General features: G+C 64.5%; 24 protein-coding genes and 1 tRNA gene. 9 read left to right on the top strand and 16 right to left on the bottom strand.

What is annotated here, in order from left to right:
* Positions 1 to 45: 45 nt before the first annotated feature.
* Positions 46 to 777: a GntR family transcriptional regulator gene (locus tag ACN0S5_RS15105; protein WP_417209541.1), complete on the top strand. Its 732-nt coding sequence runs from the start codon at positions 46 to 48 to the stop codon at positions 775 to 777.
* A gap of 47 nt (positions 778 to 824) precedes the next feature.
* Here the strand turns inward: ACN0S5_RS15105 and ACN0S5_RS15100 are convergent, their stop codons facing one another.
* The 9 genes from ACN0S5_RS15100 to ACN0S5_RS15060 form a co-directional block, all read right to left on the bottom strand.
* On the bottom strand, positions 825 to 1,583 hold the full coding sequence (locus tag ACN0S5_RS15100; RefSeq protein WP_417209539.1) for an SDR family NAD(P)-dependent oxidoreductase: 759 nt from the start codon (positions 1,581 to 1,583) through the stop codon (positions 825 to 827).
* 34 nt (positions 1,584 to 1,617) lie between these two features.
* The gene (locus ACN0S5_RS15095; protein ID WP_417209538.1) at positions 1,618 to 3,057 is read right to left on the bottom strand and encodes an FAD-binding oxidoreductase; all 1,440 of its coding nucleotides are present in this window, start codon (positions 3,055 to 3,057) and stop codon (positions 1,618 to 1,620) included.
* Positions 3,050 to 3,961 carry a dihydrodipicolinate synthase family protein gene (locus tag ACN0S5_RS15090; RefSeq protein WP_417209537.1) on the bottom strand — a complete coding sequence of 304 codons (912 nt, stop codon included), beginning with the start codon at positions 3,959 to 3,961 and terminating at the stop codon, positions 3,050 to 3,052. The genes ACN0S5_RS15095 and ACN0S5_RS15090 overlap by 8 nt, the downstream gene beginning before the upstream one ends.
* An 18-nt stretch (positions 3,962 to 3,979) precedes the next feature.
* Entirely contained in the window at positions 3,980 to 5,284 is a 1,305-nt protein-coding gene (locus tag ACN0S5_RS15085; RefSeq protein ID WP_417209535.1) for a TRAP transporter large permease, read from the bottom strand.
* On the bottom strand, positions 5,281 to 5,799 hold the full coding sequence (locus ACN0S5_RS15080) for a TRAP transporter small permease (protein WP_417209534.1): 519 nt from the start codon (positions 5,797 to 5,799) through the stop codon (positions 5,281 to 5,283). The genes ACN0S5_RS15085 and ACN0S5_RS15080 overlap by 4 nt, the downstream gene beginning before the upstream one ends.
* A gap of 58 nt (positions 5,800 to 5,857) precedes the next feature.
* Positions 5,858 to 6,907: a TRAP transporter substrate-binding protein DctP gene (gene dctP, locus ACN0S5_RS15075; RefSeq protein WP_417209533.1), complete on the bottom strand. Its 1,050-nt coding sequence runs from the start codon at positions 6,905 to 6,907 to the stop codon at positions 5,858 to 5,860.
* A gap of 366 nt (positions 6,908 to 7,273) precedes the next feature.
* Entirely contained in the window at positions 7,274 to 8,158 is an 885-nt protein-coding gene (gene purU / locus ACN0S5_RS15070) for a formyltetrahydrofolate deformylase (protein WP_417209531.1), read from the bottom strand.
* 179 nt (positions 8,159 to 8,337) lie between these two features.
* On the bottom strand, positions 8,338 to 8,802 hold the full coding sequence (locus ACN0S5_RS15065; protein WP_417209529.1) for a RidA family protein: 465 nt from the start codon (positions 8,800 to 8,802) through the stop codon (positions 8,338 to 8,340).
* Positions 8,799 to 10,010: a pyridoxal phosphate-dependent aminotransferase gene (locus tag ACN0S5_RS15060; protein ID WP_417209527.1), complete on the bottom strand. Its 1,212-nt coding sequence runs from the start codon at positions 10,008 to 10,010 to the stop codon at positions 8,799 to 8,801. The genes ACN0S5_RS15065 and ACN0S5_RS15060 overlap by 4 nt, the downstream gene beginning before the upstream one ends.
* Positions 10,011 to 10,140: 130 nt before the next feature.
* On the opposite strand from ACN0S5_RS15060, the gene ACN0S5_RS15055 reads away from it, so the two are divergent.
* Complete coding sequence (locus tag ACN0S5_RS15055) at positions 10,141 to 11,007, top strand: LysR family transcriptional regulator (protein ID WP_417209526.1); 867 nt, start codon at positions 10,141 to 10,143, stop codon at positions 11,005 to 11,007.
* Positions 11,008 to 11,320: 313 nt separating this feature from the next.
* Here the strand turns inward: ACN0S5_RS15055 and ACN0S5_RS15050 are convergent.
* Positions 11,321 to 11,394, bottom strand: a tRNA-Cys gene (locus ACN0S5_RS15050).
* A 172-nt stretch (positions 11,395 to 11,566) separates the two neighbouring features.
* Between ACN0S5_RS15050 and ACN0S5_RS15045 the strand changes: the two genes are divergently transcribed.
* From ACN0S5_RS15045 to ACN0S5_RS15035, 3 genes are all read left to right on the top strand, one after another.
* Complete coding sequence (locus ACN0S5_RS15045; RefSeq protein ID WP_417209525.1) at positions 11,567 to 12,220, top strand: protein-L-isoaspartate O-methyltransferase family protein; 654 nt, start codon at positions 11,567 to 11,569, stop codon at positions 12,218 to 12,220.
* A 30-nt stretch (positions 12,221 to 12,250) separates the two neighbouring features.
* Positions 12,251 to 13,693, top strand: a complete 1,443-nt coding sequence (locus ACN0S5_RS15040) for a TolC family outer membrane protein (protein WP_417209524.1) — start codon at positions 12,251 to 12,253, stop codon at positions 13,691 to 13,693.
* Positions 13,694 to 13,766: 73 nt separating this feature from the next.
* A complete protein-coding gene (locus ACN0S5_RS15035; RefSeq protein WP_417209522.1) occupies positions 13,767 to 15,275 on the top strand; it encodes a hypothetical protein in 1,509 nt (502 codons plus the stop codon).
* Between the two features lie 115 nt (positions 15,276 to 15,390).
* Here the strand turns inward: ACN0S5_RS15035 and ACN0S5_RS15030 are convergent, their stop codons facing one another.
* Complete coding sequence (locus tag ACN0S5_RS15030) at positions 15,391 to 15,711, bottom strand: DUF6280 family protein (protein WP_089280323.1); 321 nt, start codon at positions 15,709 to 15,711, stop codon at positions 15,391 to 15,393.
* 216 nt (positions 15,712 to 15,927) lie between these two features.
* Between ACN0S5_RS15030 and efp the strand changes: the two genes are divergently transcribed.
* Positions 15,928 to 16,491 (top strand): elongation factor P, encoded by a 564-nt coding sequence (gene efp / locus ACN0S5_RS15025; protein ID WP_417209521.1) that lies wholly within the window; start codon positions 15,928 to 15,930, stop codon positions 16,489 to 16,491.
* Between the two features lie 92 nt (positions 16,492 to 16,583).
* Positions 16,584 to 17,048 (top strand): GNAT family N-acetyltransferase, encoded by a 465-nt coding sequence (locus tag ACN0S5_RS15020; RefSeq protein WP_417209520.1) that lies wholly within the window; start codon positions 16,584 to 16,586, stop codon positions 17,046 to 17,048.
* Between the two features lie 3 nt (positions 17,049 to 17,051).
* Here ACN0S5_RS15020 and ACN0S5_RS15015 read toward each other — a convergent pair whose 3' ends face one another.
* Entirely contained in the window at positions 17,052 to 17,789 is a 738-nt protein-coding gene (locus tag ACN0S5_RS15015; protein ID WP_417209519.1) for a YgfZ/GcvT domain-containing protein, read from the bottom strand.
* A 60-nt stretch (positions 17,790 to 17,849) separates the two neighbouring features.
* Between ACN0S5_RS15015 and ACN0S5_RS15010 the strand changes: the two genes are divergently transcribed.
* On the top strand, positions 17,850 to 18,527 hold the full coding sequence (locus ACN0S5_RS15010; protein ID WP_417209518.1) for a TIGR04283 family arsenosugar biosynthesis glycosyltransferase: 678 nt from the start codon (positions 17,850 to 17,852) through the stop codon (positions 18,525 to 18,527).
* Positions 18,528 to 18,531: 4 nt separating this feature from the next.
* Here the strand turns inward: ACN0S5_RS15010 and ACN0S5_RS15005 are convergent, their stop codons facing one another.
* Both ACN0S5_RS15005 and ACN0S5_RS15000 read right to left on the bottom strand, forming a co-directional pair.
* Positions 18,532 to 20,280 carry an ABC transporter ATP-binding protein gene (locus ACN0S5_RS15005; protein ID WP_417209516.1) on the bottom strand — a complete coding sequence of 583 codons (1,749 nt, stop codon included), beginning with the start codon at positions 20,278 to 20,280 and terminating at the stop codon, positions 18,532 to 18,534.
* On the bottom strand, positions 20,273 to 20,986 hold the full coding sequence (locus ACN0S5_RS15000) for a tyrosine-protein phosphatase (RefSeq protein ID WP_417209514.1): 714 nt from the start codon (positions 20,984 to 20,986) through the stop codon (positions 20,273 to 20,275). The genes ACN0S5_RS15005 and ACN0S5_RS15000 overlap by 8 nt, the downstream gene beginning before the upstream one ends.
* Positions 20,987 to 21,113: 127 nt before the next feature.
* Between ACN0S5_RS15000 and ACN0S5_RS14995 the strand changes: the two genes are divergently transcribed.
* Positions 21,114 to 22,310, top strand: coding sequence for a pyridoxal-phosphate-dependent aminotransferase family protein (locus tag ACN0S5_RS14995; protein ID WP_417209513.1), 1,197 nt, complete (start codon positions 21,114 to 21,116; stop codon positions 22,308 to 22,310).
* A 17-nt stretch (positions 22,311 to 22,327) separates the two neighbouring features.
* On the opposite strand, the gene ACN0S5_RS14990 is transcribed toward ACN0S5_RS14995, so the two are convergent.
* Both ACN0S5_RS14990 and ACN0S5_RS14985 read right to left on the bottom strand, forming a co-directional pair.
* Positions 22,328 to 23,011 carry an ABC transporter ATP-binding protein gene (locus tag ACN0S5_RS14990; RefSeq protein ID WP_417209512.1) on the bottom strand — a complete coding sequence of 228 codons (684 nt, stop codon included), beginning with the start codon at positions 23,009 to 23,011 and terminating at the stop codon, positions 22,328 to 22,330.
* 96 nt (positions 23,012 to 23,107) lie between these two features.
* Positions 23,108 to 24,394, bottom strand: a complete 1,287-nt coding sequence (locus ACN0S5_RS14985) for a lipoprotein-releasing ABC transporter permease subunit (RefSeq protein WP_417209511.1) — start codon at positions 24,392 to 24,394, stop codon at positions 23,108 to 23,110.
* Positions 24,395 to 24,429: the final 35 nt, after the last annotated feature.

Raw genomic sequence — 24,429 nt, 5'->3', positions numbered from 1 at the left:
GGAAGGGAACGCACGATGCACCACAAAATGAAGGGAGCGCGCAGGATGTCGGAACGCGATGGGGTCAAGGTCGCGAAAATGCTGCGGGACTCCATCCTTCGGCTGGACCTGCGGCCGGGGGTCATCCTTGATGAGGCCGAGCTGGGCGCGCGCCTCAACGTCTCGCGGACCCCGGTCCGCGAAGCGATCATCCAGTTGATCGCCGACGGACTGGTGGTCCGCGAGGGCCGCAAGGCCAAGGTGGCGCCGCTGGACTTTGACGATGTGCCCAAGCTGTACGATGCGCTGCTGATCTCCAGTCGGCTTGTGCATCGACAGGCCGCCCTGAAACGGACCAAGCGCAACCTGACCGCCATCGCGCGCGAGATGGAGGCGTTCGAAGAGTTCTGTCGGTCCGGCGACGGCGTGGCCCGGTCCGAGGCGAACGCGTCGTTTCACAGCGCGATCTCGGCCTCGGCGAACAACCGCTACATTCAGGACTTCTACGAACAGGCCCTGCTGGGCACGATCCGCCTGTCGCGCGCCTGTTTCAGCGACCGCGAGGTCGAGGGCGATGACGGCGGTATTGCCGACCTCTCGGAGCACCTCAAAGAGACCATGCGCCAGCACCGCAAGATCTACGAGGCGATCGAGGCCGGCGATGCCGCAGCGGCAGACGCGACAGCCATCGAGCATTATGAATTGACCAAGAAACGGGTCATCGCCGTGCTGTTCAGCCGCTCGCAGGACTTCATTGAGATGGGCGACCTGTCGCTGGACAGTTGGGAGGTCGCCTGACGGCGGCGGGACATCCCGGCCCGGACGGGCCGGGGATGCGGTCGCGGTCAGCGGATCAGGACGCCCGAGGCCATAAAGCCGCCATCGACGTTCAGGATGTGGCCGTTGATATAGGCGGCGGCGTCGGAGGCAAGAAAACAGATCGCATCCGCGACCTCTTGGGGTTTGGCATAGCGGCGCGCGGGGATCTGTGCTTCCCATGCGGCGCGGTCCTTGGGGCCGTGGACCTGCAACACCATCGGCGTATCGACGGGGACGGGGGCCACCGCATTTGCGGTGATGCCCTTGTCGCCCAGTTCCGCCGCCAGAAGCCGTGTCAGCATGTCGACACCGCCCTTGGTGCAGGAATAGGCGCCGCGTCCGGTGTTGGCGATCTGGCCGTTGACCGAACTGACCGTGATGATCCGCCCCTTGCCCTTGGCCAGCATCTGACGCCCGGCCAGTTGGCAGCAATGAAAGGTGCCGGTCAGGTTGACGTTCAGGATTCTCGCCCAGGTATCGGGATCGAAATCTAGGATCTGCCCGGTCTTCACGATGGCCGCCGAGGTGACGAGGATGTCGGTTCCACCCGCCTCGGCGATCTGTTCGAAACAGGCGTCCAGCGCTGCCCGGTCGGTGACATCGGCCTTGATGGCCGTGACATCGCCAAGCGGCGATAGCCGGTTCATCGCGGCGTCCAGCGCCTCTTGCGACCAGTCCATGACAAAGACCTTCGCGCCAGCCTTCAGGAAACCGGCGGCCGAGGCCTCGCCGATGCCGCCCGCGCCGCCCGTGACCACGGCGATTTTGCCTGCAAAGTCGTACATATCGTTCTTTCCGTTGCGTTTTGCCAAAGGGGCGTCACTGGCCGCTGGCCAGCAGGACGCCCGGTGACAGCAGGCCGTCGGGGTCGACGGCCCGCTTGATCGCCTGCATCAGCGCGATTTCCGCCGGTGGCTGGCGATGCACCATCTCGTCCACCAGCTTGCGACCGATGCCGTGTTCGGCGCTGAATGACCCGTCGAGATCGGCGATGATATCATGGACGCGTTCGAACATCCGGTGGGTCAGGTCCGCCATCACCTCTGCCGGGGGCATGTCCTCGTGCAGGGTCATCATGATCAGGTGCGAATTGCCGTCGCCCAGATGGCAGACGGTCAGCGGCACCATCCAAGGGGCCATGTCCAGCGCCGCCTCGGTGGCGTGCGCGATGAAGTCCGGCACATGTTTCACCCGCAACGACGGGTCAAAGACGATCCCGTGTCCGGCTTTCTTGTTGGCCTCGGAAAAGGAGTGCCGCCATTTCCAGAGCTCTTGGCTTTCGCGCAGGTTCTGGCACAGCACGGCGTCTTCGACGACGTTTTCCTCCAGCAGGGCCTCCAGCGTGTCCTGCAAGCCAACCTGAAGCCGGTTGTCGGCTTCGAGGTCGCCCAGTTCGATCAGGACCATCCAGTCCGGCATCTCTGCCATCGGGAAGCGCAGGCCGGGAACATGTTCCAGCGTCAGGCTCACCTCGGTCCCCGAGACCAGTTCGCAGGCCATCAGCTTGGTGTCGAACCGATCCCGCATCCGGTTGAAGACCTGCACGGCCGCGCCGGGCGAGGCCACGGAGACCAGCGCATCCGCGCGCGAGCGCATCTTCGGGTGCAGGTGCAGCGCGGCGGCGGTGATGATCCCCAGCGTCCCTTCGCCTCCGATAAACAGGTGTTTCCAGTCCAGACCACGGTTGTCCTTGCGCAGCCCGTTCAGCCGGGAAATGACAGAGCCGTCCGGCAAGACCACCTCCAGCCCCAGCACGAGGTTGCGCATATTGCCGTACCGCACGGCAGAGACACCGCCGGAATTGGTCGAGATCAGCCCGCCGATCTGCGCCGTCCCTTCCGCGCCAAGATGCATCGGAAAGATCCTGTCATTGGCCTCGGCGATCTGGTGCAGGTTGCCCAGCACCAGCCCGGACTCGACTATCGCCACGTTGCTTACCGGGTCGATCTCGCGCACGGCATTCAGCCGGCGGGTGGACAGGAGGATGTCTCCTCCTGTCTTGCCGGGCACCGATCCGCCGCAGAGGCTGGTATTGCCGCCCTGAACGTAGACCGGCACACCATGGCGCGCGCAATAGCGCAGCACGCCGGACACCTCTTCGGTGCTGGCGGGCATCAACACCGCCTGCGCCGTCCCGGAAGCGCGATGCCGCCAGTCGGTCAGGTAGGCGTCCATATCGGTGCCGGTCAACAGTCCCTTTGGCCCGACAATCGCCCCGAGCGCGGCGACGTGATCCCCGAGCACTTCGGTGTCAGGCATATTCTTTCAGCCCCCAGTTGACGTTGAAGGTCTCGACCAGCCTGGTCACCGCCTCCACGGTGGCGGCGCTCGGCGCTTCCAGCGGCAGTCGGCCCAGCCCGCAATCCATCCCCAACAGTTTCATGCCGACCTTGATCGGCACCGGGTTCGGCTCCATGAAACAGGTGTTGATCATCGGCCGCGCCAGTTCCATGTGCTTGACCAGGTCGGCGGTCTTGCCGGCCTTGCCCAGCGTCAGGGCCTCGTTCCAGAACCGCGGGAACAGGTTGGCCGCGGCCAGCACGGCACCGCGGGCACCAAGCGAGGCATGGTAGGTCATCAGCCCTTCCTGACCGCCCAGCAGGCAGAAATCGTCATTGGTCAATTCCGCCAGATGGGCGCAGCGCGACAGATCGGTGTCCGAGAACTTCATGCCGATGATGACGCCTTCGTCGGCAAGTTTCGCGATATGGTCGATGCCGATCTTGACCCCGGTGCGGCCGGGGATCTCGTAGAACACCACCGGCATGTCGATTTCTTCGCGGAAGCGGCGCACATAATCGGCCATGCCCTGTTCGTGGCCGGTGGCGTAGAACGGCAGGATCAGCATGACCGCATCGGCCCCGGCGGCCTTGGCGTCCCTTGCGACCTGCATGTTGTCGGCATAGCCCGGTGACAGCAGCCCGGCGATGACCGGCCCGCGCCCCTTGCTGGCCTCAGCGGTCACCTCGACGATCCTGGCGCGCTCGGCGTTCGACAGCATGGTGTATTCGCCGGTACCGCCGATGGGAACGGTGCCCTTGGCACCGCCGGCAAAGACGTGGTCGATCACGCGGGGGATCATGTCGTAGTTCACCGAGCCGTCGGCTTTGAACGGCGTGACGGTGGCGGGCAGCATGCCGGCGATATCGTTTGCGGTAGTCATGTCAGTGTTGTCCTTGTCTTAGTTTGCAAAGCCGAAAAGGCGGGGGAGGGTGAGAGAGATCGCGGGGATGTAAGTCACCAGCATCAGCACGATCAGCGAGGCGAAGAGCATCGGCAGGCTGGCCCGGATGATCTGTCCAAGCGGCACCTTGCTGACCGCCGAGCCAAGGTAGAGCGCCATCCCGTAGGGAGGCGTCAGCAGACCGATCATGACGTTCATCGTCATGATCACACCGAAATGGATCGGGTCGACGCCCATCGCGGCGAGGATCGGGGTGAACGGCGGTGCAAACAGCAGCAGTTGCACCGAATCCGATATCCACAGCCCGTTGATCAGGAAAAAGATGTTGATCGCCAGAAGCAGCACCCAAGGCGCGACGTCCTGCGCCATGATGAAGGCCTCCAGCGTGTCGGGCAGGCGTTCGTTGGCCATGATCCAGCTGATGATCGTGGCAAAGCCGACGATCAGGTAGATCGACGTCGTCACCCGCGCCGACCGGTCGAGGATCGCCCAGAGTTCCTTCAGCGTCAGGTTGCGGTAGGCAAAGACGCCGACCAGCAACGCGTAGGCCACGGCGACGGCTGCCGCTTCGGTCGCGGTGAAGATACCCGACACGATACCGCCGATGATGATGACCGGCATGAACAGCGACCAGAAAGCATCCAGCACGATCCGGAACACGATTGCCACGCTCAGGTCCTTGATCGGGTTTCGCGGAAAATTCCGCAGCCGCGCCATGATGAAGACCACCAGCATCAGCCCGCCGCCCAGCAGGATGCCCGGAACCGCCCCGGCCAGAAACAGCCCCGCGACCGAGGTGTTGGTCAGGCTTGAGAACATGATCAGCGGGATCGAGGGCGGGATGATCGGCCCCTGAATGGCGGAACTCACGGTCAGAGCGGCCGCGAAATCCCGGTCGTAGCCGTCCTTGCGCATCATCTCGATTTCGACCGGGCCAAGCGCCGCGATATCCGCCATGGCCGAGCCCGAGACGCCGCCGAACATCATCGAGCCGACGACGTTGACATAGGCAAGCCCGCCGCGCAGCCGACCGACCAGCAGGCGCGAAAAGCCCAGCAGACGTTCGGTCATGTTGGTGGCCGACATGATCTCGCCGGCGATGACAAAAAGCGGAATCGACAGCCAGATGAAGACATCCATCCCGGTAAAGAACTTGTGCACAACGATCGAAAGCATCGACGTCATGTTCGGTTCGACAAAGAAATAGGCGATGCCGGCCACGCCGATGGCGAAGATCACCGGGCTGCCGAGGAAGAGAAGAAGCAGCAAGATGCCGATGATGGTAAGAAGCGACGCGCTCATTGTGCTGTCTCCTGCATTCCAACGAGATGAGAGGCGGCCTGTCGGCCCGATACGATCTCGCGCAGGGTCACCGCCACCAGTTGCAGCACGACAAGGGCCGAACCGACGGGAATGGCGAGATAGGGCCAGAACCAAGAGATCTGTAGCGCGGCGGTGGTGCGGCGCATCGAGAATTCGGCCTGTAGCCAGCCCTGCCAGATCATGAGTGAGAACATCCCGACCATGACAAGGCGAAAGACGAGGTTGCGCCAGACCAGCCAGCGTTCGGGCCAGAGCTTGTCGAGGAAGTCGACGCGCACCAGTTCGTTGTACTGAACGAGGCGGCAGGCGGTCAGCATCACGACCCAGATCATCAGGTAGCGCGAGGCTTCTTCGGGCCAGGGCAGCGAATGGGAAAAGCCAAAGCGCAGCGCGACCTGTACGACCAGGCTGACCGCGACGATGATCAGCATGATGCGCGCGATCACCGAGGCAACCCAGCTGGCGGCATCCGCGATTTTTAGGATCAGGGTCATTGGGGGGCTCCATGGTCCCGCCCCGCGAAAAGGCGCGGGGCGGGTTGTGTCATGTGTCTCAGAAGGCGGGGTTTTCAGAGCGGGCTTCCGCGATGGCGGCGTCCAGCTTTTCGAACCAGATCGGATCGACATACTCTTTCAGAAGTTCGCGAACCGGTTCCTGCGTGGCATCGACGAACTGCTGGAACTCGTCCGGTGTCGGCTGGTAGATTTCGACACCCGCCTTGGCGATCTTTTCAAGATCGAGCGACTCCTTCGCCTTGACGATGCCGAGGAAGGCCAGCTTGGCATCCCGGACCGACGAATGAAGCACGCGCTTTTCCTGCTCCGACAGGCTCTGGTAGAAGTCCTCGTTCATCACCACCAGCGCGACGTTCAGCAGGTGCTTGTCCAGCGTGTAGTATTTCTGGACCTCCTGCAAATTGGCCAGCAGCAGCACGTAGGGGGCGTTCTCCTGCCCGTCGACGACGCCGGTCTGCAACGCGTTGTATAGCTCGGCCCAGGCGATGGGTGTGGCCGACGCGCCAAGCGCCTCGACGATCTTCAGGTGGATCGGGATTGCCTGAACGCGGATTTTCTGACCAACCATGTCGGCGGGCGAATGGATCGGGGCCTTGGAGCTGGAGAAGTTCCGGAAAGCCGACGGCAGGTACGCCAGAATGCGCACGCCCGCCTCTGCCGCGACGGCGTCCGCGAGATCCTGACCGAAGGGGCCGTCAAGGACGCGGCGCGCCTCGTCGGTGCTTTCAAAGGCATAGGGCATGTCGAGGATCTGCACCGAGGGGTAGAAGCTGGCGAGCTGGCCAATCGACATGGCGGCGCCCATCTGGATCACGCCGCGCGCGACCTGTTCGGTCACCGAGTCGTTGTCGCCTAGCTGTTTGTTGGGGAAAACCTGAAGCCTGAAGTCGCCGTTGGTGCCGTTTACCAGAGCCGAGCCCAGCACCTGGGTAAAGGCCCAATAGGGATTGTCGATGAGACTTCCCTCGCCTTCGCTATGGGCAAGCTTAAGGACGGTTTCCGCCCCTGCGGTCATTGGCGACAAGGCAAGTGCCGTGGTGACGGCAAGCGCGCCAAGGCCGCGCAGCGTGGTGTCGAAGAATGTCATACGATGTCCTCTTTTCCTGTGGTCAGTTTCCAGTGGTCGGTGCGCGAGCACCCTGGCGCTGCCATTTCGGCCAGGGGTCATGGTCCAACAGATTCCGTAGCTTCAGCTTTTGCCACTTCTGGTATCCAAATGGGATACTCAAATTGAGTCAAGGAAATTTCGCCGTTTTGTCATGGATTCGTCGGAAGACATCCAAGGTGATCAATTTTTCGGCGAAGGAGTGTTGCCCACGGGGGGAATTTGACAACCGTTTGATATTAAATCATTTTATGACAGCATAAGCACCCCGCCTGCCGGGGGCGGCGGGGCGAATTCTGGGCAGGATCATCGGTTTTCCGGACGCCGCTGGCCTGCGTCCGATTTGGCTTATCCCATCCGGTCCGACGCGTAAGAGCCGGGGGAGGCCGGGAAAACCACCGTCTTGGCACCGTTCAGAAACACCCGGCGATGGATGTGCGCGTGGATCGCACGCGACAGCACCTGCGCTTCGACATCGCGGCCCAGCGTCACGTAATCCGAGGCGCTCTGGGCATGTGTCACGCGCACCACGTCCTGTTCGATGATCGGCCCTTCGTCCAGATCGGCGGTCACGTAGTGCGAGGTCGCGCCGATCAGCTTGACGCCTTTCTCATAGGCCTGCTTGTAGGGGTTGGCCCCCTTGAAGGAGGGCAGGAACGAGTGGTGAATGTTGATGATCCGCCCCGACATCTTGCGGCACATCTGATCCGACAAAACCTGCATGTAGCGCGCCAGAACGATCAGGTCCGCGCCGGTGTCCTCGACAATCTCCATCAGCCGAGCCTCGGCCTTGGGTTTGTTCTCTTTTGTGACCTTCACGCAATGGAACGGCAGGTCGTGGTTCACCACCACCTTCTGATAGTCCATATGGTTGGAAATCACGGCGACGATGTCGATCGGCAGCGCCCCGATCCGCCAGCGATAAAGCAGGTCGTTGAGGCAATGGCCAAAGCGGCTGACCATGATGACCACCTTCATGCGATCCTCACCCGAGTGAAACGCGTACTGCATGTCGAAAGGCCGGGCGACGCTCTCAAAATCCCGGCGCAGGCTGTCGATCTCGGCCCCGGTCTCGGAGGCGAAACTGATGCGCATGAAGAAGTTGCCGGTCTCTTGATCATCGAACTGCGAACTGTCGGTGATGTTGCACCCGTGTTCGGCGAGATAGGTGGACACCGCGGCGACGATTCCACGGGTCGAACGGCAAGTGACGGTCAGGCAATGGTCAGACATTTTGGGCTCCGGTCTGTTTGGCGCGCGGGCGAAGACACGCCGGCGCAATCTCGCAAGGGAATGGCAGATACCGGTGCGCCCGCCACGCGGAGAACATCGGGTCGCGGGCCAAATCGCAGGGCGTTGGTTTCCGGGAGGAAAGCTCTGTCGCTCATGTGAGGCCTTTTTCCCGATCGGGCTCAGGCTGGCGACGTGATCCGGTCGTCCTGCGGGGCGTCGACCCTGTGCCCGATTGCGGCGACAAGCTGAATTTCCACCGGTGCCCGGCCGGGAAGGCTGGCCACGCCGATGGCGGCGCGGCTGCACCGGCCCCTGTCGCCCAGCCGCTCACGCAGATGGGCAGAGGCGAAATCGGCCACACCGCTGTGGTTTTCGAAACCGTCCTCCGCCCAGACATAGACCGTCATGGCAAGGATGCCCGAGATTTCCTCGTCTGGATGCACCTGCGACATGACCGCGGTCAGGGCATTGGCGCAGGCCAATTGCGCGGCCGCGCGCAGGGCGGTTTCATCGCCCACCCGGACCGGTCCGAAACAGGTCATGACACCCGCGTGGCGCGGCGTCATTCCGGCGGTGTAGACCAGCGGGCCATGCCGCGTGGCCGGCACATAGTCGCCTTGCGGGATCGGCGCGTCGTCGGTCATGCCCGATACCGTTCGATGAGGGTGGCGATCCGGGTGACGGCAGCGGCGGCGGCTTTGTGGTCCTGCGAGACATTCAGCCGGACGCTGCGGGCCGCATGCGGGCTGAACTCGGTGCCCGGCGTGACGACCACGGCGGCCTGCGTCCGCAGGGCCGCGACGAACTCGGATGGGGCAATGCGCAACGGCGGCAGTTCGGGGAAGAGATAGCTGCCCGCCTGCGGCGCGCGGACGGTGACGCCGTCAATCCCGCGAAACAGCGCGACCAAATCGTCGCGGATCGCCTGATGCGCCCTGATCCGGTCCGCCATCCAGCCTGCGGGCTCGGCAAACCATGTCGTCAGCACCGCCTGTGCGTATCCCGCCGCGCGAAGCGAAACGATGGCTTGCAGTTTTTCCATACGCTCGATCAGCGCGGGTGCCCCAAAGGCGGCCCCCAACCTGTAGCCGCTCAGCGACTCGGTTTTGGACGGGCCCATGATCGTCACCACGTTTGCCGGGTCGATCGCCTGCGCCCGGAGGTGGGTATAGGTCTCGCCCGTATACAGCAGGCGGGAATAGAGTTGGTCGACGATGACCGAGGCGCCATATTGGCCTGCAAGCGCGGCGATCCCTGCAATCTCGTCTGCGGAGTAGACAACGCCCGCCGGATTGTTGGGATTGGAAAACAGAAAGAGTTTCGCGCCGTCGCGAAAGGCCTCTTCCAGTTGGTCGAGATCAAGACCGGCGTCCCTGTCCTTGTCCTTGTATCGCATCCGGACCGGACAGATTTCGCCCTCGAAAAACTCGACCAGTTTGCGATTGGCAAAATAGTCCGGTTGCACGATCGCCACCTTGTCGCCACGCCCGACGCAGGCCGCCACGGCAAGGAACAGCGCGCCCTGCGTGCCCGGAGTCAGGATCATCCCGTCCTGTGGATCGACCGGCGCCCCGGTGAAATCGGCCAGCCGTCCGGCCAGAGTGGCACGGATATCCGCGTCGCCGCGATATTCGGTATAGGCCTGCGCACCGCCGCGCGAAACACCGTTGGCAATGGCCTCAAAGGCGGTGGGGGTCGGCGGGAAGGCATCAACGTCGCCATGCGAGAAATCGACCTTGCGACCGGGCAGAACCGCACCGGTCATCCAGTCACCGGCCTGATGGGCAAGACGCACTTCCTGCCCCGGCGCCGCATCGGTTCCCAGTTTTTCGAACTTGCCTTGGATCGTCATGCACCTGTCCTTGTCGCTTGGCGGACCGCCGGGTCGCTTGGCGGACCGCCGGTTTCGCGCGACCGTACCGCCCGGAAGGACGAAATAAAAACTGGTGTTTTTGAATTCAGACATTAGAAAATCTATCTTCATGGACACGCGGTTTCTGGAATCCTTCATCATGGTGGCCGAGTGCGGTTCGATGGCCGAAGCCGCGCGGCGTCTCAATGTGACCTCCGCCGCGCTGGCCCAGCGTCTGCGCACGCTGGAGGCCGATCTTGGCCATGCGCTGGTGCTGCGCGCCGGGCGCACGGTGCAGCCGACCGAAGAGGGGCTTGCGATCCTCGACAGCGCCCGCGCGCTGGTCCAGAACACGCGGGATCTGCGGGCCATCGCCGCGAAGGGCGTTCCGGAAGGCCAGTTGCGGCTGGGCGCGACGGCCACCTCGATGACCGGGATTTTGCCCGGACTCATCACCGCTCTGAGCCATCAGCATCCGCGCATCGAATACCATGTCCGGCCCGGCTCGTCGGTGGATCTCTACCATGCGCTGATCGCCGGTGATCTGGATGTCGCGCTGCTGGTCAAGCCGACTTTCGCGCTGCCGAAATCGGTGGGCTGGGTGTCGTTGCGGGTAGAGCCCCTTGTCCTGCTGAGCCCCGAAGGCGCAGATTGCAGCGATCTTCACCGGTTGTTTTCGGAGCATCGCTTTATCCGCTACGACCGGAATCAATGGGGCGGGCAGATCGTCGACAGGTATCTGCGGCAACAGGCGCTGCCGGTGGTGCAGTTCTTGGAACTCGACGCGCTCGACGCTATTGCGGCGATGGTCGACCAGGGGCTTGGCATCGCGATTGTGCCCGACTGGGGGCGGCCCTGGCCGGAAGGTCTGCGCGTACAAAAGACCCCGCTGCCGGCGGGCGACGTCCGCGAAACGGGAATGGTCTGGCGAAAATCCGGGGCGCGGCTGGCGGCGGTGATGGCCCTGATCGAAGTCTGTGAACAGGCCGGACCATAACGCAGCGCCGATTGGCTGTCTCGATCGGCGCAAAGCCCGCCTGATCCGTGCAACTGACCTTCCCATCGGGGCCCTCAGGACCGGGGAACTGCCACATCGCAACCCGATCCGGAGACACAAAGCCGATTGTCCCGGCATTGCGTGATGACAGTGCGGGGTCTTGGACCGATGCCCCGGCCACACCACGACCGGCGCAATCGGATCGGGGGCTGCTGTGGTTGCGATCGCTCAAAAGCGCGGAGTTTTGCAAACGGAAAAGAGACCAAATTGGCCTAAGCTCCGGAGCGGATCGTCATAAGCCATTGAAAGGTATTGGAGGCGAGTACCGGAATCGAACCGGTGTACACGGATTTGCAATCCGCTGCGTAACCACTCCGCCAACTCGCCAGAGTGGCGGCCTGATTAGGCGCAACGGCGGCACCCGTCAAGCAAATATCTCTTGTGCGCCCCGCCGGGCCACAGGGCCACATTCGCCAAGTTTGCTGGCTTGGGTCATTGCCGCTGCGCAGCAGTTGTGGCACAACCCGTATCACAGGTTCTGAACGGAAGAGTTTAGTACATGACTGACTTTGCTACACGCCGCCGGATGATGGTCGACACGCAGGTGCGCCCGTCGGACGTCACCGAATTTCCGATCATCGACGCGATGCTCAATATCCCGCGTGAGGCCTTTGTGCCCCGCGACAAGGTAGAGGCCGCCTACGCCAGCGAGGACGTCGATCTGGGTGAGGGGCGGGTCCTGCTGGATCCGCGTGTCTTTGCCAAGATGCTGGACGCGCTGAACCTGACCAACAGCGATCTCGTTCTCGATATCGGGGCCGGTCTGGGCTATTCCTCCGCCGTCATCGCCCGCATCGCAGAGGCGGTTGTCGCGGTCGAGGCGGATGAGACGCTCGCCGCAGAGGCGCAGTCGCTGCTCAGCGACCATCACGCGGACAACGTGGTCCTGCACATGGGCCCGCTGGCCGATGGCGCGGACGAACACGGCCCCTATGACGCGATCCTTGTCGAGGGCGGGGTCGAGGTGCTGCCCGAGGCAATCGCGGCGCAGCTCAAGGATGGCGGGCGCATTGCCGTGATCTTCATGGAAAATGCGCTGGGCACCGTGCGGGTCGGCCACAAGATGGATGGCCGGATCACATGGCGCTTTGCCTTCAACGGGACCGCCCCGGTGGTTGACGGTTTTGAGAAAAAGGCTGAGTTCGCTCTCTGAGAAGAGCATGCGCAGCCGCAGGTGAACGGAATGATTGGAAAGCCGGTGCTGGGCAGGATTCGCAAAAACATGGCGCGCGGGGCTGTCGGCCTTGTGCTCTTGGCCGGAACGGTGACACCGGTCTGGGCCGACACATTGGCCGAGGCGATGGAAGCCGCCTATATGAACAGCGGCCTGCTGGATCAGAACCGCGCCACCCTGCGCGCCGCCGATGAGGACGTGGCGCAGGCGCTGGCCGAATTGCGGCCCGTGCTCAGCTGGACCGGAGAGGTCAAGCGCCAGTTCGGCTATGCCGGGCAGATCAGCTCCACCACCGGTGCGTTTGTACAGGGTGGCAGCGTCACCCAGACCGCCAGCATCAATCTGATCGCCGAGATTGTCCTCTATGCCGGGGGCCGCAACAAGCTGGCCCTTGATGCGACAAAGGAACAGGTGCTGGCCACGCGGGCAGAGCTGATCGCGATTGAACAGCAGGTGTTGCTGCGCGCGGCGGCGGCGTTTATGAACATCCGCCGCTTTTCCGAGACCGTCGGTCTGCGCGAAAACAACGTGCGCGTGATCCAGCAAGAGGTGCGCGCCGCCCGCGACCGGTTCGAAGTGGGCGAAGTGACCCGCACCGACGTGGCGCTGGCAGAGGCGCGTCTGGCCGCCGCGCGCGCCGCATTGGCCGCTGCGCAGGGCGATCTGCTTGTGGCGGGCGAAGAATATCTTGCGGCTGTCGGCAAGGCGCCGCGCAACCTGATCAACCCGCGCTCGCTGCCGAAACTGCCCGCAAGCGTCGCCGACGCCAAGCGTCAGGCGCTGCGGCAGCACCCGGAACTGACGGCCCAGCAACACGCTGTCACCGCAGCGGAAATCGCCATCCTGATTGCCGATGGCGCGAAAAAGCCCACGGTCAGCCTGCGCGGCAGCTATGGCTTCACCGAGGATCTGGACAACCGCGAATACTCGCGCGGCGGGTCGATCACGCTGGGCGCGCAGGGGCCGATCTATTCGGGCGGCGCGCTTGATTCGGCGGTTCGCAAATCCGTCGCCAACCGCGACGCCGCGCGTGGTCGCCTGCATGTCGTCCTGCGTGAGATTGAACAGAACGTCGGTCAGGCCTACGCCAATCTGCGTGTCGCGCGGGCCAACCGCGCCTCTTTCGAAGAGCAGGTGCGTGCCGCCACCGTCGCCTTTCGCGGCGTCCGCGAAGAGGCCAAGCTGGGCGCTCGGACCACGCTGGACGTGCTCGACGCCGAACAGGAACTGCTGGACGCCCGCGCCAGCCTGATTTCATCGCAGGTCGATGAGGCCATCGCCTCTTATCAGGTGCTGTCCTCGCTTGGGCTGCTGACGGCAGAGGCGCTGCATCTCAACGTGCCGTCATTTGACCCCGCAGCCTATTACAACATGGTTAAAACCGCACCGCGCGCCCGGTCCAAACAGGGGGCGGAACTGGACCGTGTCCTGAAGGCTCTGGGAAAAGAGTAGTTTTTTCTGCGTCTGTTGTGCGGGGGCCTGTTTTGCGGGTACACTCTGCCCCGAGGCAAGAGTGGCAAGAACAATGTCAGATCCCGTTACAAACGTCGAAATAGAGGACGTCCTGTCGTCGATCCGTCGGCTGGTGTCCGAAGAAGAGCGCCCGCCGCGCGGCGCGCAGCGCCCCGTTCCGGAACGGTTGGTCCTGTCGCCCGCTTTGCGGGTGCCAGAGGTGGTGGACCCGCCGACCGCTGTGCCGGGCAAGGCGCGCGAGGCGCAGGCGCCGATGGTTCTGACCGAACCCTCGGTCGCGCCGGTCGCGCAACATGTGCCGCCAGTGGCTGACCCGGATCAGGACGCGACCCTTGTGCTGGGCGCCGGGGATGTCGCCGACAGCGCGGCCTCTGACATCGCCGATGGGTCGGAAACGCGCGTGGCCGACGCCGTTGAACCGGCGACCGATGACGCCGTCGATGCTCTGGACCTTGCCGATGCCATCGACCCTGTTGACCCGCTTGGCGACCCGGATACGGATGTGGCCGAAGCCGAAACCGATACAATGTCAGGCGGTGCGGCGGACGTGACGGGTGACCGGGATGAAACCGAATGCCCCGCCGAAGAGGCCGACCAGATCGCCGCCCTGCGCGCCAGTCTGTCGGATATCCTCGCGCCCGCTGCGACGCCCGCACCGGACGCTGACGATCTGGGCACCGCCATCGCCGCAGATGACGCGGCGGAGCAGGGTGCCCCGCTGGCTTCCGATCTGGCTTCCGATCTGGCTGCGGACCATGATCAGGGCAAGGACACCGACCTCGACCGCAAGATTGCGACCCTCGAACGGATGCTGCAACGTCAGTCGAAAGACTGGGCACCCGCGACGCCGCTGTCTGGCATGCGGGCCGATCCAGACGGCGCGCCCGCGTCGCCGGATCTGGATTCGGATCTGGATTCGGATCTGGATTCGGATCTGGATTCGGACCCGGCTTCTGCCCCGGACCTGCATGCCGATGCCGCCGGTGAGGCCGCCATGGCATTGGATCTCGGGGATGTGCTGCCACCGGCAGAGGACAACGGCCCGGACCCCCTGATCGAAGAGATCGTATCGGCGGCGGCGCTGGCCACATTCGTTGACGATGTCACGGACACGGCAGACAAGACCGACACGCCGGAGGGCATGACCCTGTCCGCCCCTGACGATACAGCCCCGCACGATACCGCCTTGGACGACACGGGCCCCGCTGACGAAGCCGCCAGCGCCGTGTCCGAGGAGGCCATCAGCGCCGTGCCCGAGGATGCCATCAGCGCCGTGCCCGGCGAGGCGCGTCCGGCCTTTGTACGCCACGCCCCGTCAGAGGCGCTCGACTGGGAAGACCACGCGCCAAAGGCGGTGGCCGAACCCGACCCCGCGCCAGAGCCGCAACCGGAGCAGGCAACCGCCGTGGCGGAACTGAGCGAAGAGGCCTTGCAGGCTGTCGTGTCCGAGATCGTGCGGCAAGAACTGCAAGGCGCGCTGGGTGAGCGGATCACCCGCAACGTGCGCAAGCTGGTGCGGCGCGAAATCCACCGCGTGCTCATGAGCAAGGATCTGGACTGATCCTGCCCGTGCGGCGCTGCGCCCGGCGCGGTGCCGCCGGACCCGCAAGCCCGCCCTGCAAAAGAAAAAACGCGCCCCTGTAGGGCGCGCATTTTCAAGTCCGGTCTAGGGACGGTCAGGCGGCTTCGGCTTGCTGGGCTGCGTTGCGACGCTCGCTTTCTTCGCGGGACAGCGCGACAGAGGTGCGCACCCCCTTGGACACGAAATCCATCAGCCCGGACACGACACGCTCATTGGGGTCGATCCCGGCACAGCTCAACACTTCGCGGCCATCGCGCGACCGCGCCCAGCGGGCGATCTGTTCGGGGCCATTTCCATACTTCTTGTCGTCGGCGATTGCATCGTCGAGGGCAGCCAGCACCACAGCCGCAAACAGTTTGCGAGCGCGGTTACCCTGCTCAGCGTTGAACGCGGTGCTGTCAACGAAATCCTTCATGTTTCGACCTTTGATTATTGCTCTTGTGTTTTTAGGCGTGACGCGTGTTATGGCGCATTCGTTCCGATTCGGATACCCCGATGCTGCATATCACCTATGCAAAATTCACATGACATTCTGCATGCGCAGCACGAGATACGTTGCCTTGCATGATAGCTGAACGCCAGATATAGGGACCGTCAATCAATCATCAACCTTTTGACACGGTTTTGCCCCATGCCAAAGATCAACGGTAACGAAATTCGCCCCGGCAACGTGCTGGAGCATAACGACGGTCTTTGGGTCGCCGTGAAGGTCGATCATGTAAAGCCCGGAAAAGGCGGTGCCTTTGCCCAGGTCGAGATGAAGAACCTGCGCAACGGCTCCAAGTTGAACGAACGTTTCCGCAGCGCCGACAAGGTCGAGCGCGTGCGCCTTGAGCAGAAGGACATGCAGTTCCTGTTCGAAACCGACGGCATGCTGACCTTCATGGACACCGAAACCTTTGATCAGGTCGAATTGCCCGCCGACATCCTTGGCGAACGGCGGCCCTTCCTTCAGGACGGCATGACCATCGTCGTGGAATTCCACGACACCGAGGCACTGAATGCGACGCTGCCGCAAAAGGTGGTCTGCAAGATCGTCGAGACAGAGCCGGTGGTCAAAGGCCAGACCGCCGCCAACAGTTTTAAGCCCGCCGTGCTGGACAACGGTGTGCGCATCATGGTGCCTCCCTTTGTCGGGCAGGACGAGAACGTCGTCGTGAACACCGAAACCATGGAATATACAGAGCGCGCCTGACCACGGGGCCCGCGCGCATATCCCCCGTCTTTGCCGGGGGTGACAACTGAACTGATCTAAGGCCTCCGGCGCATCGCCAGGAGGCCTTTTTGATGATCGACACCGCAGATGACAGCGACATTCCCGCGCTGGCCGACATGCTCCATGCGCTGAACGCGCATCACGCCAGCGACCTGCCGGACCGGTTTCACACCGACGGCAGCGGCGCGGCGCTGCAAAGCTTCTTCACGCAAAAGCTGGGGCAGGGCGCGCGTGTCCTGCTGTACCGGACAGAGGGCGTGCCGCGCGGCTACCTGATGTGGCAGGCCATCGACACCGCCGCAACGGCGCTGGAACATCCAAGGCGGCAGGCGCTGCTGGACCATATCTATGTGCAGCCGATCTGGCGTCACCGGGGGCTGGCGCAAAGGCTCATCGCGCGGTTTGAACGCGACATCGCCGCCGAGGGCTGCTCTGGCTGGATCACCCGTGTCCATGCCTTCAACGCCCCCAGCGCGGCGCTGATGCGCGGCGCGGGGGCGCATCTGGCGGTAGAGGTCTATGAAAAGCGGCTCTGAGCCTCAGCCGCGCCAGTGGACCTTGGCCGCGCCCGCCACCATATCCTCACCCGCGCGGTCAAAGCGCAGGTAGGCAAGGCCAAAACCGCCGCCTTGGGTGAACAGCGTCCCGGCGACTTTCTCGCCGGACAGGATCTCGGTCCCCACCGGGGCCGCGCCCTCGACCGCGACCTGTGCCAGACCTTTGCGCAACTCTGTCTTGTGCTTCATCCGCGCGGTGACTTCCTGCCCGACATAACAGCCCTTGCGGAAATCGACGCCGTTCAGCCGTTCAAAGCCGACCTCAAGGATAAAGGTGTCCGGCGTCAGTTCGACACCCGCCTGTGGCACGCAGGCCGCCACCCGCAGCGCGTCCCAGTCCGCCGCCTCCCCCGGCTGACCGGCATAGCCGCGCCAGCCCAGCGACGGATGGCGCGGGTCGGCAAAGGCCCCTTCGGGCGCGTCGCCCAGACCCCGGCTGACCGCGATATCGGTCTCTTCGATCTGGATCGGAGAGCGCAGCTTGTACATCATCAGGCGTTGTTTCAGCGCCGCCGCCTGTCCGGCGTCGGCGTCGATCAACACGTCTTCGCCATCGGCCACCAGAAAGAAGTCGGCCAGATACTTGCCCTGTGGCGTCAGCAGCGCGGTATAGACCGCGCCGCGGTCCAGCCCGGACACGTCATTGGTCACCAGTCCTTGCAGAAAATCGCGCACCCCGGTGCCGCTGACCCGCAGAACCTTTCGGTTATCATCCGCCATTCGCTTTCCCTTTCGTCTCAGGGTCGCATATAGGCCCCTAGGCAACTTTCGAACAGGCCCATGCGCGCACCGATTTCCATCGTCATCCCCACCTTGAACGCAGGCGGTCGTTTGCCCGCCTGCCTTGGCAGCCTGTCCGAGGGTCTGCAAGCGGGACTGGTGCGCGAACTTGTGATCTCGGACGGCGGGTCCACCGATGGCACGCTGGCCTTTGCCGAAGAGGCCGGCGCGCGCATCGTCACCGGCCCCGCCTCTCGCGGCGGGCAGTTGCGGCGCGGCACCCAGGCGGCAGAGGGCAACTGGCTGCTGGTGCTGCATGCGGACACGCGACTGGCAGAGGGCTGGGCAGAGGGTGTGACCGCCGCGCTGTCGCAGCCCGGCGCGTATCACTTCCGCCTGGCCTTCGATGCCTCCGGGGGGATGGCCAAAGCGGTTGCGGGCTGGGCCAACCTGCGGTCGCGCCTGTTCCGACTGCCCTATGGCGATCAGGGATTGCTGATCGATCGCGCCACGCTGGAGTCGGTGGGCGGCTACCCGGACCAGCCCCTGATGGAAGACGTTGCCTTGGCCCGCCGCCTTGGCGCGCGGCTGCACCCGCTGCCCGCGACGACGATCACCTCGGCGGAGAAATACCGGCAACAGGGCTGGCTGCGGCGCGGGGCGCGGAACCTGACCACGCTGGCGCGTTATCTGGCGGGGGCCGACCCAGAGGCACTGGCGCGGTCCTATCGCCGCTGACGCGCTACTGCGGCGCGTCGAACTGCAATTTGTACAGATCGGCATAGGCGCCGCCCTGCGCGATCAGCGCGTCATGGGTGCCTTCCTCGACGACGCGGCCCGCCGCCATCACCACGATCTTGTCGGCATTGCGCACGGTGGACAGACGGTGCGCGATGACCAGCGTCGTGCGCCCCCGAGAAAGCTGTTCCAGCGCCGTTTGCACCACCGCCTCAGACTGGGCGTCCAGCGCGCTGGTGGCCTCGTCCAGCAGCAGGATCGGCGTGTCGCGCAGCAGGGCGCGGGCAATCGCCACCCGCTGCCGCTGACCGCCCGACAGGCGCGATCCGCGCGGGCCCACCTGAGTCTCCAGCCCGGCCTCCAGCCGGGGCAGGAAATCCGCCACATGCGCGGCCTTCAGCGCGGCGTCCAGATCCGCCTCGCTCACCTTGCGGTCCAGCACGATATTATCGCGCAGCGTCTCATCGAACAGCAGCGCCTCTTGGCTGACGACAGAGATCATGCCGCGCAAGCTGCGCAGTTTCATCGCCGCCACCGGCACGCCGCCGATCTCGACCGCGCCATCCTGCGCCTCTGCCATCCGGGTCAGCAGGTTAAACACGGTGGATTTTCCCGCGCCCGAGGCCCCGACCAGCGCCGTGGTCTGCCCCGGTGCCGCCGCAAAGCTCAGCCCCCGCAGCACCTGGGTATCGCCAAACCGCAGATGGACATCGTGCAGGGAAATCCCCGGCACGCCCTCGGGCGGGGCCACGGGGCTGTCGGGATCGCGCAACCGCGGCTGCGTGTTCAGCATCTCGATGATCCGCTCGATACTGGCCGCCGCCACCTGCCACACGCCCGACACCGCCCCTAGACGGCGCAGCGGCTCAAACGCGAGGCCAATCGCGGTGAAGAAGGCCATGAAATCGCCGACGGTCTTTTCGCCCGCCAGAATCTCGCTGCCGCCGAAATACAGCACCCCGACAAAGCCGATCCCCGACATCAGGTCGATCAGACCGGGGAGAGAGGCCTGACCCGCCGCCGACCGCGTCTCTGCGCGGATGCGCTGCCGCGTCAGATCGCGGTACTTCTTGCTCATCCAGCGTTCCAGCTGGTTCAGCTTGACCGGCGCAATCCCGTGAAACACCTCGTTCAGCCGGGTCGACAGCCGCGCCGCGATATCGCGCACATGCCGCGCATTGCCCCGAACAAAGCGTTGCAGCAGCACCGAGGGCACAACCAGCAAAGGCGCGCCCACCAGCGCCACCAGCGTCCAGCGCCAGTCGATGAACAGCGCCACCCCAAACAGCGAGATCAGCGCCACCACATCGCGCCCCGCGCCGGTGACCAGCGTGTTCCAGACCTTGGCGATGGCGTTCACATCGCCCTCGACCCGCTGGATCAGATAGCCCGGCCCGTGTGCGTTGTGAAACTCCGGATCCAGCGTCATCAGATGGTCCAGCATGTCCTGCCGGATATCGCCCATCGACATCTGGCTGACCCGCGTCAGCAGCACCTTCTGCACCACGCTGGCCACCGCCCGCACGGTAAAGATCCCCATCACCGCCAGCCCGACCCAGACCAGCGCATCGGCATTGCCGCCGACAAAGACATCGTCGAACATCGGCTTCATCATGTAGCTGAGCAGGCCGAACATGCTGCCCTCAAGCGCCATGAACAGCATCGCAATGGCCATCAGCCCGGCGTAGCGCTTCAGGTAGCGCCGCCAGAGCCAGAGCAACAAGCGCCGTGGCACAGGGTCCGGTTCAGCCACCCATCAACTCCCGCGCGCAGTCGATCTCGGGGCGGCGCGCCTCCCATGCGGGCTGGATGGTCTTGGCGTGATATTCGGTGCGAATCCAGTCCTCAAAGCCGATCTGGCCCAGTGTCAGGCGCGCCTCATAGACCCGCAGGATGTAATCCTGCACCCCGGTCTTGGTGAAATCGAGGTGGATGTAGCGCAGGCTCAGCTGTTTCTTGGCGACCTCGATGGGCGCGTTCTCAAAGATCAGCAGGTACATGGCCGCGACAAACCCGGCCCGGTCGGCCCCGGATTTGCAATGAAACATCATCGGCTTTTCGGCAGCCCGCAGCGCGTCGATGACGCCGACGATCCGCTTGCGCGGGGCCGCCTCTCGCGCCCAGAGCTTGGCATCGACCAGCGTGATCCCCAATTGCGCAAGGCTTTCTTTCTCGAACAGGTAATGGGCAAACCGGTCCTCACCGCGCAGATTCACCACCGTCTTGATCCCCATGGCGGCATAGCGCTCAAATCGTCGGTGCGTCGGCTGGTTCGACCGGTACACCCCCGGCGCGATCTGAAAGAAGTTGGTCCAGAGCACGCGCAGAAAGGCATGATCGAACAGGTTGTAATGCAGCTTTGACCAACGCCGCGCCTCGGGCGTTGAAATATCCGTGCCGAAGGAGCGGCGCAGCTTGCGTTCCGCCTTGTCCAACCTGCTCCAGAGTTTTGCCAGCATGTGTGCGCGGATCCTCAGCGTTCCGGCGGGCGGTTTACGCGGCAATCGGCGGGCTGTCCAGCAAAGCGCGTCTTGACGGCAGGCCGCCGCCGGGTAACGTCGCGCCGCAACAGACAGGAGACCCCCGATGCCACTGTCCAATGGACGCCCCCACATGGCCCTGCCGGGTCCATCCATGATGCCCGACCGTGTGTTGCAGGCGATGCACCAACCGGCACCGGACATCTACGACCCCGAGTTGCATCGGATGATGGCCGGGATGGTGCCGGATCTCTGCGCCGTGGCGCGGACAAGGGGCCACATGGCGATGTATATCTGCAATGGCCACGGCGCGTGGGAGGCCGCCCTGTCCAACACCGTGGCACCGGGCGACACCGTGCTGGTGCCGACCACCGGGCGCTTTGGCCATGGCTGGGCCGAGATGGCGCAGGGGGTGGGGGCCAATGTCGAGATCATCGAACACGGCCGCAAGGTGCCGATTGATCCCCAGCGTCTGCGCACAGCGCTGGAGGCGGACAAGGGGCAAAAGATCAAGGCGGTTCTGGCGGTGCATGTGGACACCTCGTCTTCGGTCCGGTCGGACATCGCAAGTTTGCGCGGGGTGCTGGACGAGGTCGGGCATCCCGCCTTGCTGATGGTCGACTGCATCGCCTCGCTGGGCTGTGACAGGTTCGAGATGGACGCATGGGGGGCCGATGTGATGGTCACCGGCTCGCAAAAGGGGCTGATGGTGCCGCCGGGGCTGGGGTTCGTGTTTTTCAACGATCGCGCCGCCGACGTGCGCCGGGCCATGCCGCGTGTGACCCGCTACTGGGATTGGACCGCGCGGGCGGAACCAGAGATGTTCTACCAGTATTTTGGCGGCACCGCCCCCACGCATCACCTGTACGGGCTGCGCGCGGCGCTGGACATGATCCACGAAGAGGGGATCGAGAACATCTGGGCGCGTCATGCCCGGCTGGCGCAGGCGCTCTGGGCCGCCGGTGAGGCATGGGCCGCAGAGGGGCCCTTCCGGCTGAACGTGGCAGAGCGCGCGCATCGCTCGCATGCGGTGACGGCGGCACAGCTTGGCGCGCCGCACGGCGACCGTCTGCGCGCATGGTGCCGCGATGAGGCAGGTGTGACGCTGGGCATCGGTCTGGGTGTGGAAGACCCCGAAGACCCCACAAGTTCGGGCTATTTCCGCTTTGGTCACATGGGCCATGTGAATGCCCACGGCATGCTTGGCATGATCGGTGTGGTCGAGGCGGCACTGACCGCGCTGGACATTCCGCACGGGGGCGGGGCCGTGGATGCGGCGGTTGCGGCGCTGACCGCCGCCTGACGGTCACAGCACGCGGATCACTCCGCGTGCAGCCCGCCGCTGTCCAGCCGCAGCCGCCGGTCCATCTGCGCCGCAAGGTCCAGGTTATGGGTGGCGATCAGCGCCGACAGGCCGGTTTCGCGCACCAGCGTCATCAGCGCGCCAAACACCCGGTCCGATGTGCTGGGGTCAAGGTTGCCGGTCGGTTCATCCGCCAGCAACAGGCGCGGCGTGTTCGCCATCGCGCGGCAAAAGGCGACGCGCTGTTGTTCGCCCCCCGACAGGGCGGCGGGCCGGTGGGTGGCCCGATCCTTGATGCCAACGCTGTCCAGCAGGGTCAACGCCCGCGCCTCGGCCTCGGCGCGGCTGGCGCCATTGGCCAGTTGCGGCAGCACGATGTTTTCCAGCGCCGTGAACTCGGGCAGCAGGTGGTGGAACTGGTAGACAAATCCCACATCCGCCCGCCGCACCGCCGTGCGCCGCCGGTCGCTTTGGCCCTGCATCGCCTCGCCGCCGATCTCGACCGTGCCCGCGTCCGGCGTGTCCAGCAGCCCGGCGATGTGCAGCAACGTCGACTTGCCCGCACCAGAGGGCGCGACCAGCGCGACAACCTCACCGCGTCCGACGCTCAGGTCGATGCCGCGCAGCACGTCCACCTCGTTCGGCTTGCCCTTGTTATAGCTCTTCTCGATGCCCGTCAGGCGCAGGACCGTGTCGGTCATGGGGTCACTCCGGTCCGGGGGGCGGGACAACGGGCGTCACCGCCCGTTGCAAGGGCCTTCGAAGGCCCTTGGCGCGTTTGGTGCGACGGGTGCGGATCATTCATAGCGCAGCGCCTCCACTGGGTTCATCCGGGCCGCGCGCCGCGCCGGGAAGATCGTGACAATAAAGCTCAGCCCCAGCGACAGCGACACCGCCGATATCACATCCTTTAGCTGTAGCTGCGCCGGCAGCGCATAGATGCCCCGGATCGACGGGTCCCAGACCCCGCCGCCCGACAGGTAGTTCACGGCGGCAAAGATCGGGTCGATGTAGATCGCGAACAGGCAGCCCAGCACCACCCCCAGCGCCGTGCCGATCAACCCGGTGAACGACCCGCAGATGAAAAACACCCGCATGACAGACCCTTCGGTCAGGCCCATGGTGCGCAGGATACCGATGTCGCGGCCCTTGTTCTTGACCAGCATGATCAGCCCCGACACGATGTTCATGGCCGCAATCAGCACCAGCACCGACAGGATCACGAACATCACGTTGTCCTCTATGTCCAGCGCCCGCAGGAACCCGCCGCTGGCGTCCTGCCACGTCCAGACCAACGCCCCCGCGCCCGCCGCCTGTCCGATGGGGCTGCTGTAGCGTTCGACCTCTTCGGGGTCTTCGACGGTGATCTCCAGCTCATCCGCCACACCCTCGCGGTTGAAATACAACTGCGCCTCGGCGAAGGGCATGTAGATCCGCGTGCGGTCGATGTCATAGCGCCCGGCGGTAAAGATATAGGTCACGTCATAGGTCTTGACCCGCGGGCTGACCCCGAACGGCGTCTTGACCCCGTTGGGAGAGATCAGGTCGATCTTGTCCCCCAGACCCACGCCCAGCATCTGCGCCACGCCAGAGCCGATGGCCACGCCGCCGTCGAAATCCGTCAGGTTGCCACGGCCCGTGTCCGGATCGGCGATGCGCGGGATCTCTATCAGATCGGCCTGCGCGATGCCGAACACCTCGACCCCGGCATTGCGGCCATTGCCTGTGGCCATGACCTGCCCCTTGACCAGCGGTGCCACACGGGTAACGCCCGGCACCGCGCGCACGCTCTCTGCCATGGCGGCATAGTCGGGCAGGGTGCGCGTGGGGATCCCGGCCTCATCCAGATGCTGGATGTGGTAGACCGTGACATGGGCATTGGCCCCCACGATCGTGTCGACAAATTCTGCCCGAAAGCCGGACCGCACCGCCAAGGTCGCGATCAGCGCAAACACCGCCAGCGTGATCCCGATCAATGAGATCCACGTCATCACCGACACCCCGCCCTCGGCGCGTTTCGCGCGCAGATAGCGCCAGGCGATCATCCATTCAAACGGGGCAAAGGGCGGCGGCTGGCGCGTCATGGGGCTCTTTCTGGTCCTGCTCGTGGCGGAAACTG

The organism is Antarctobacter sp., assembly GCF_048262615.1.
Taxonomy (GTDB): Bacteria; Pseudomonadota; Alphaproteobacteria; order Rhodobacterales; family Rhodobacteraceae; genus Antarctobacter.
This window is presented reverse-complemented; position numbering and strand designations above follow the sequence as displayed.

What these genes read in the sequence shown, in the direction of transcription:
- ACN0S5_RS15105 (WP_417209541.1), top strand. Translation starts at nt 46, where the DNA reads ATGTCGGAACGCGATGGGGTCAAGGTCGCGAAAATGCTGCGGGACTCC.
- ACN0S5_RS15100 (WP_417209539.1), bottom strand. Translation starts at nt 1,583, where the DNA reads ATGTACGACTTTGCAGGCAAAATCGCCGTGGTCACGGGCGGCGCGGGC.
- ACN0S5_RS15095 (WP_417209538.1), bottom strand. Translation starts at nt 3,057, where the DNA reads ATGCCTGACACCGAAGTGCTCGGGGATCACGTCGCCGCGCTCGGGGCG.
- ACN0S5_RS15090 (WP_417209537.1), bottom strand. Translation starts at nt 3,961, where the DNA reads ATGACTACCGCAAACGATATCGCCGGCATGCTGCCCGCCACCGTCACG.
- ACN0S5_RS15085 (WP_417209535.1), bottom strand. Translation starts at nt 5,284, where the DNA reads ATGAGCGCGTCGCTTCTTACCATCATCGGCATCTTGCTGCTTCTTCTC.
- ACN0S5_RS15080 (WP_417209534.1), bottom strand. Translation starts at nt 5,799, where the DNA reads ATGACCCTGATCCTAAAAATCGCGGATGCCGCCAGCTGGGTTGCCTCG.
- dctP (WP_417209533.1), bottom strand. Translation starts at nt 6,907, where the DNA reads ATGACATTCTTCGACACCACGCTGCGCGGCCTTGGCGCGCTTGCCGTC.
- purU (WP_417209531.1), bottom strand. Translation starts at nt 8,158, where the DNA reads ATGTCTGACCATTGCCTGACCGTCACTTGCCGTTCGACCCGTGGAATC.
- ACN0S5_RS15065 (WP_417209529.1), bottom strand. Translation starts at nt 8,802, where the DNA reads ATGACCGACGACGCGCCGATCCCGCAAGGCGACTATGTGCCGGCCACG.
- ACN0S5_RS15060 (WP_417209527.1), bottom strand. Translation starts at nt 10,010, where the DNA reads ATGACGATCCAAGGCAAGTTCGAAAAACTGGGAACCGATGCGGCGCCG.
- ACN0S5_RS15055 (WP_417209526.1), top strand. Translation starts at nt 10,141, where the DNA reads ATGGACACGCGGTTTCTGGAATCCTTCATCATGGTGGCCGAGTGCGGT.
- ACN0S5_RS15045 (WP_417209525.1), top strand. Translation starts at nt 11,567, where the DNA reads ATGACTGACTTTGCTACACGCCGCCGGATGATGGTCGACACGCAGGTG.
- ACN0S5_RS15040 (WP_417209524.1), top strand. Translation starts at nt 12,251, where the DNA reads ATGATTGGAAAGCCGGTGCTGGGCAGGATTCGCAAAAACATGGCGCGC.
- ACN0S5_RS15035 (WP_417209522.1), top strand. Translation starts at nt 13,767, where the DNA reads ATGTCAGATCCCGTTACAAACGTCGAAATAGAGGACGTCCTGTCGTCG.
- ACN0S5_RS15030 (WP_089280323.1), bottom strand. Translation starts at nt 15,711, where the DNA reads ATGAAGGATTTCGTTGACAGCACCGCGTTCAACGCTGAGCAGGGTAAC.
- efp (WP_417209521.1), top strand. Translation starts at nt 15,928, where the DNA reads ATGCCAAAGATCAACGGTAACGAAATTCGCCCCGGCAACGTGCTGGAG.
- ACN0S5_RS15020 (WP_417209520.1), top strand. Translation starts at nt 16,584, where the DNA reads ATGATCGACACCGCAGATGACAGCGACATTCCCGCGCTGGCCGACATG.
- ACN0S5_RS15015 (WP_417209519.1), bottom strand. Translation starts at nt 17,789, where the DNA reads ATGGCGGATGATAACCGAAAGGTTCTGCGGGTCAGCGGCACCGGGGTG.
- ACN0S5_RS15010 (WP_417209518.1), top strand. Translation starts at nt 17,850, where the DNA reads ATGCGCGCACCGATTTCCATCGTCATCCCCACCTTGAACGCAGGCGGT.
- ACN0S5_RS15000 (WP_417209514.1), bottom strand. Translation starts at nt 20,986, where the DNA reads ATGCTGGCAAAACTCTGGAGCAGGTTGGACAAGGCGGAACGCAAGCTG.
- ACN0S5_RS14995 (WP_417209513.1), top strand. Translation starts at nt 21,114, where the DNA reads ATGCCACTGTCCAATGGACGCCCCCACATGGCCCTGCCGGGTCCATCC.
- ACN0S5_RS14990 (WP_417209512.1), bottom strand. Translation starts at nt 23,011, where the DNA reads ATGACCGACACGGTCCTGCGCCTGACGGGCATCGAGAAGAGCTATAAC.
- ACN0S5_RS14985 (WP_417209511.1), bottom strand. Translation starts at nt 24,394, where the DNA reads ATGACGCGCCAGCCGCCGCCCTTTGCCCCGTTTGAATGGATGATCGCC.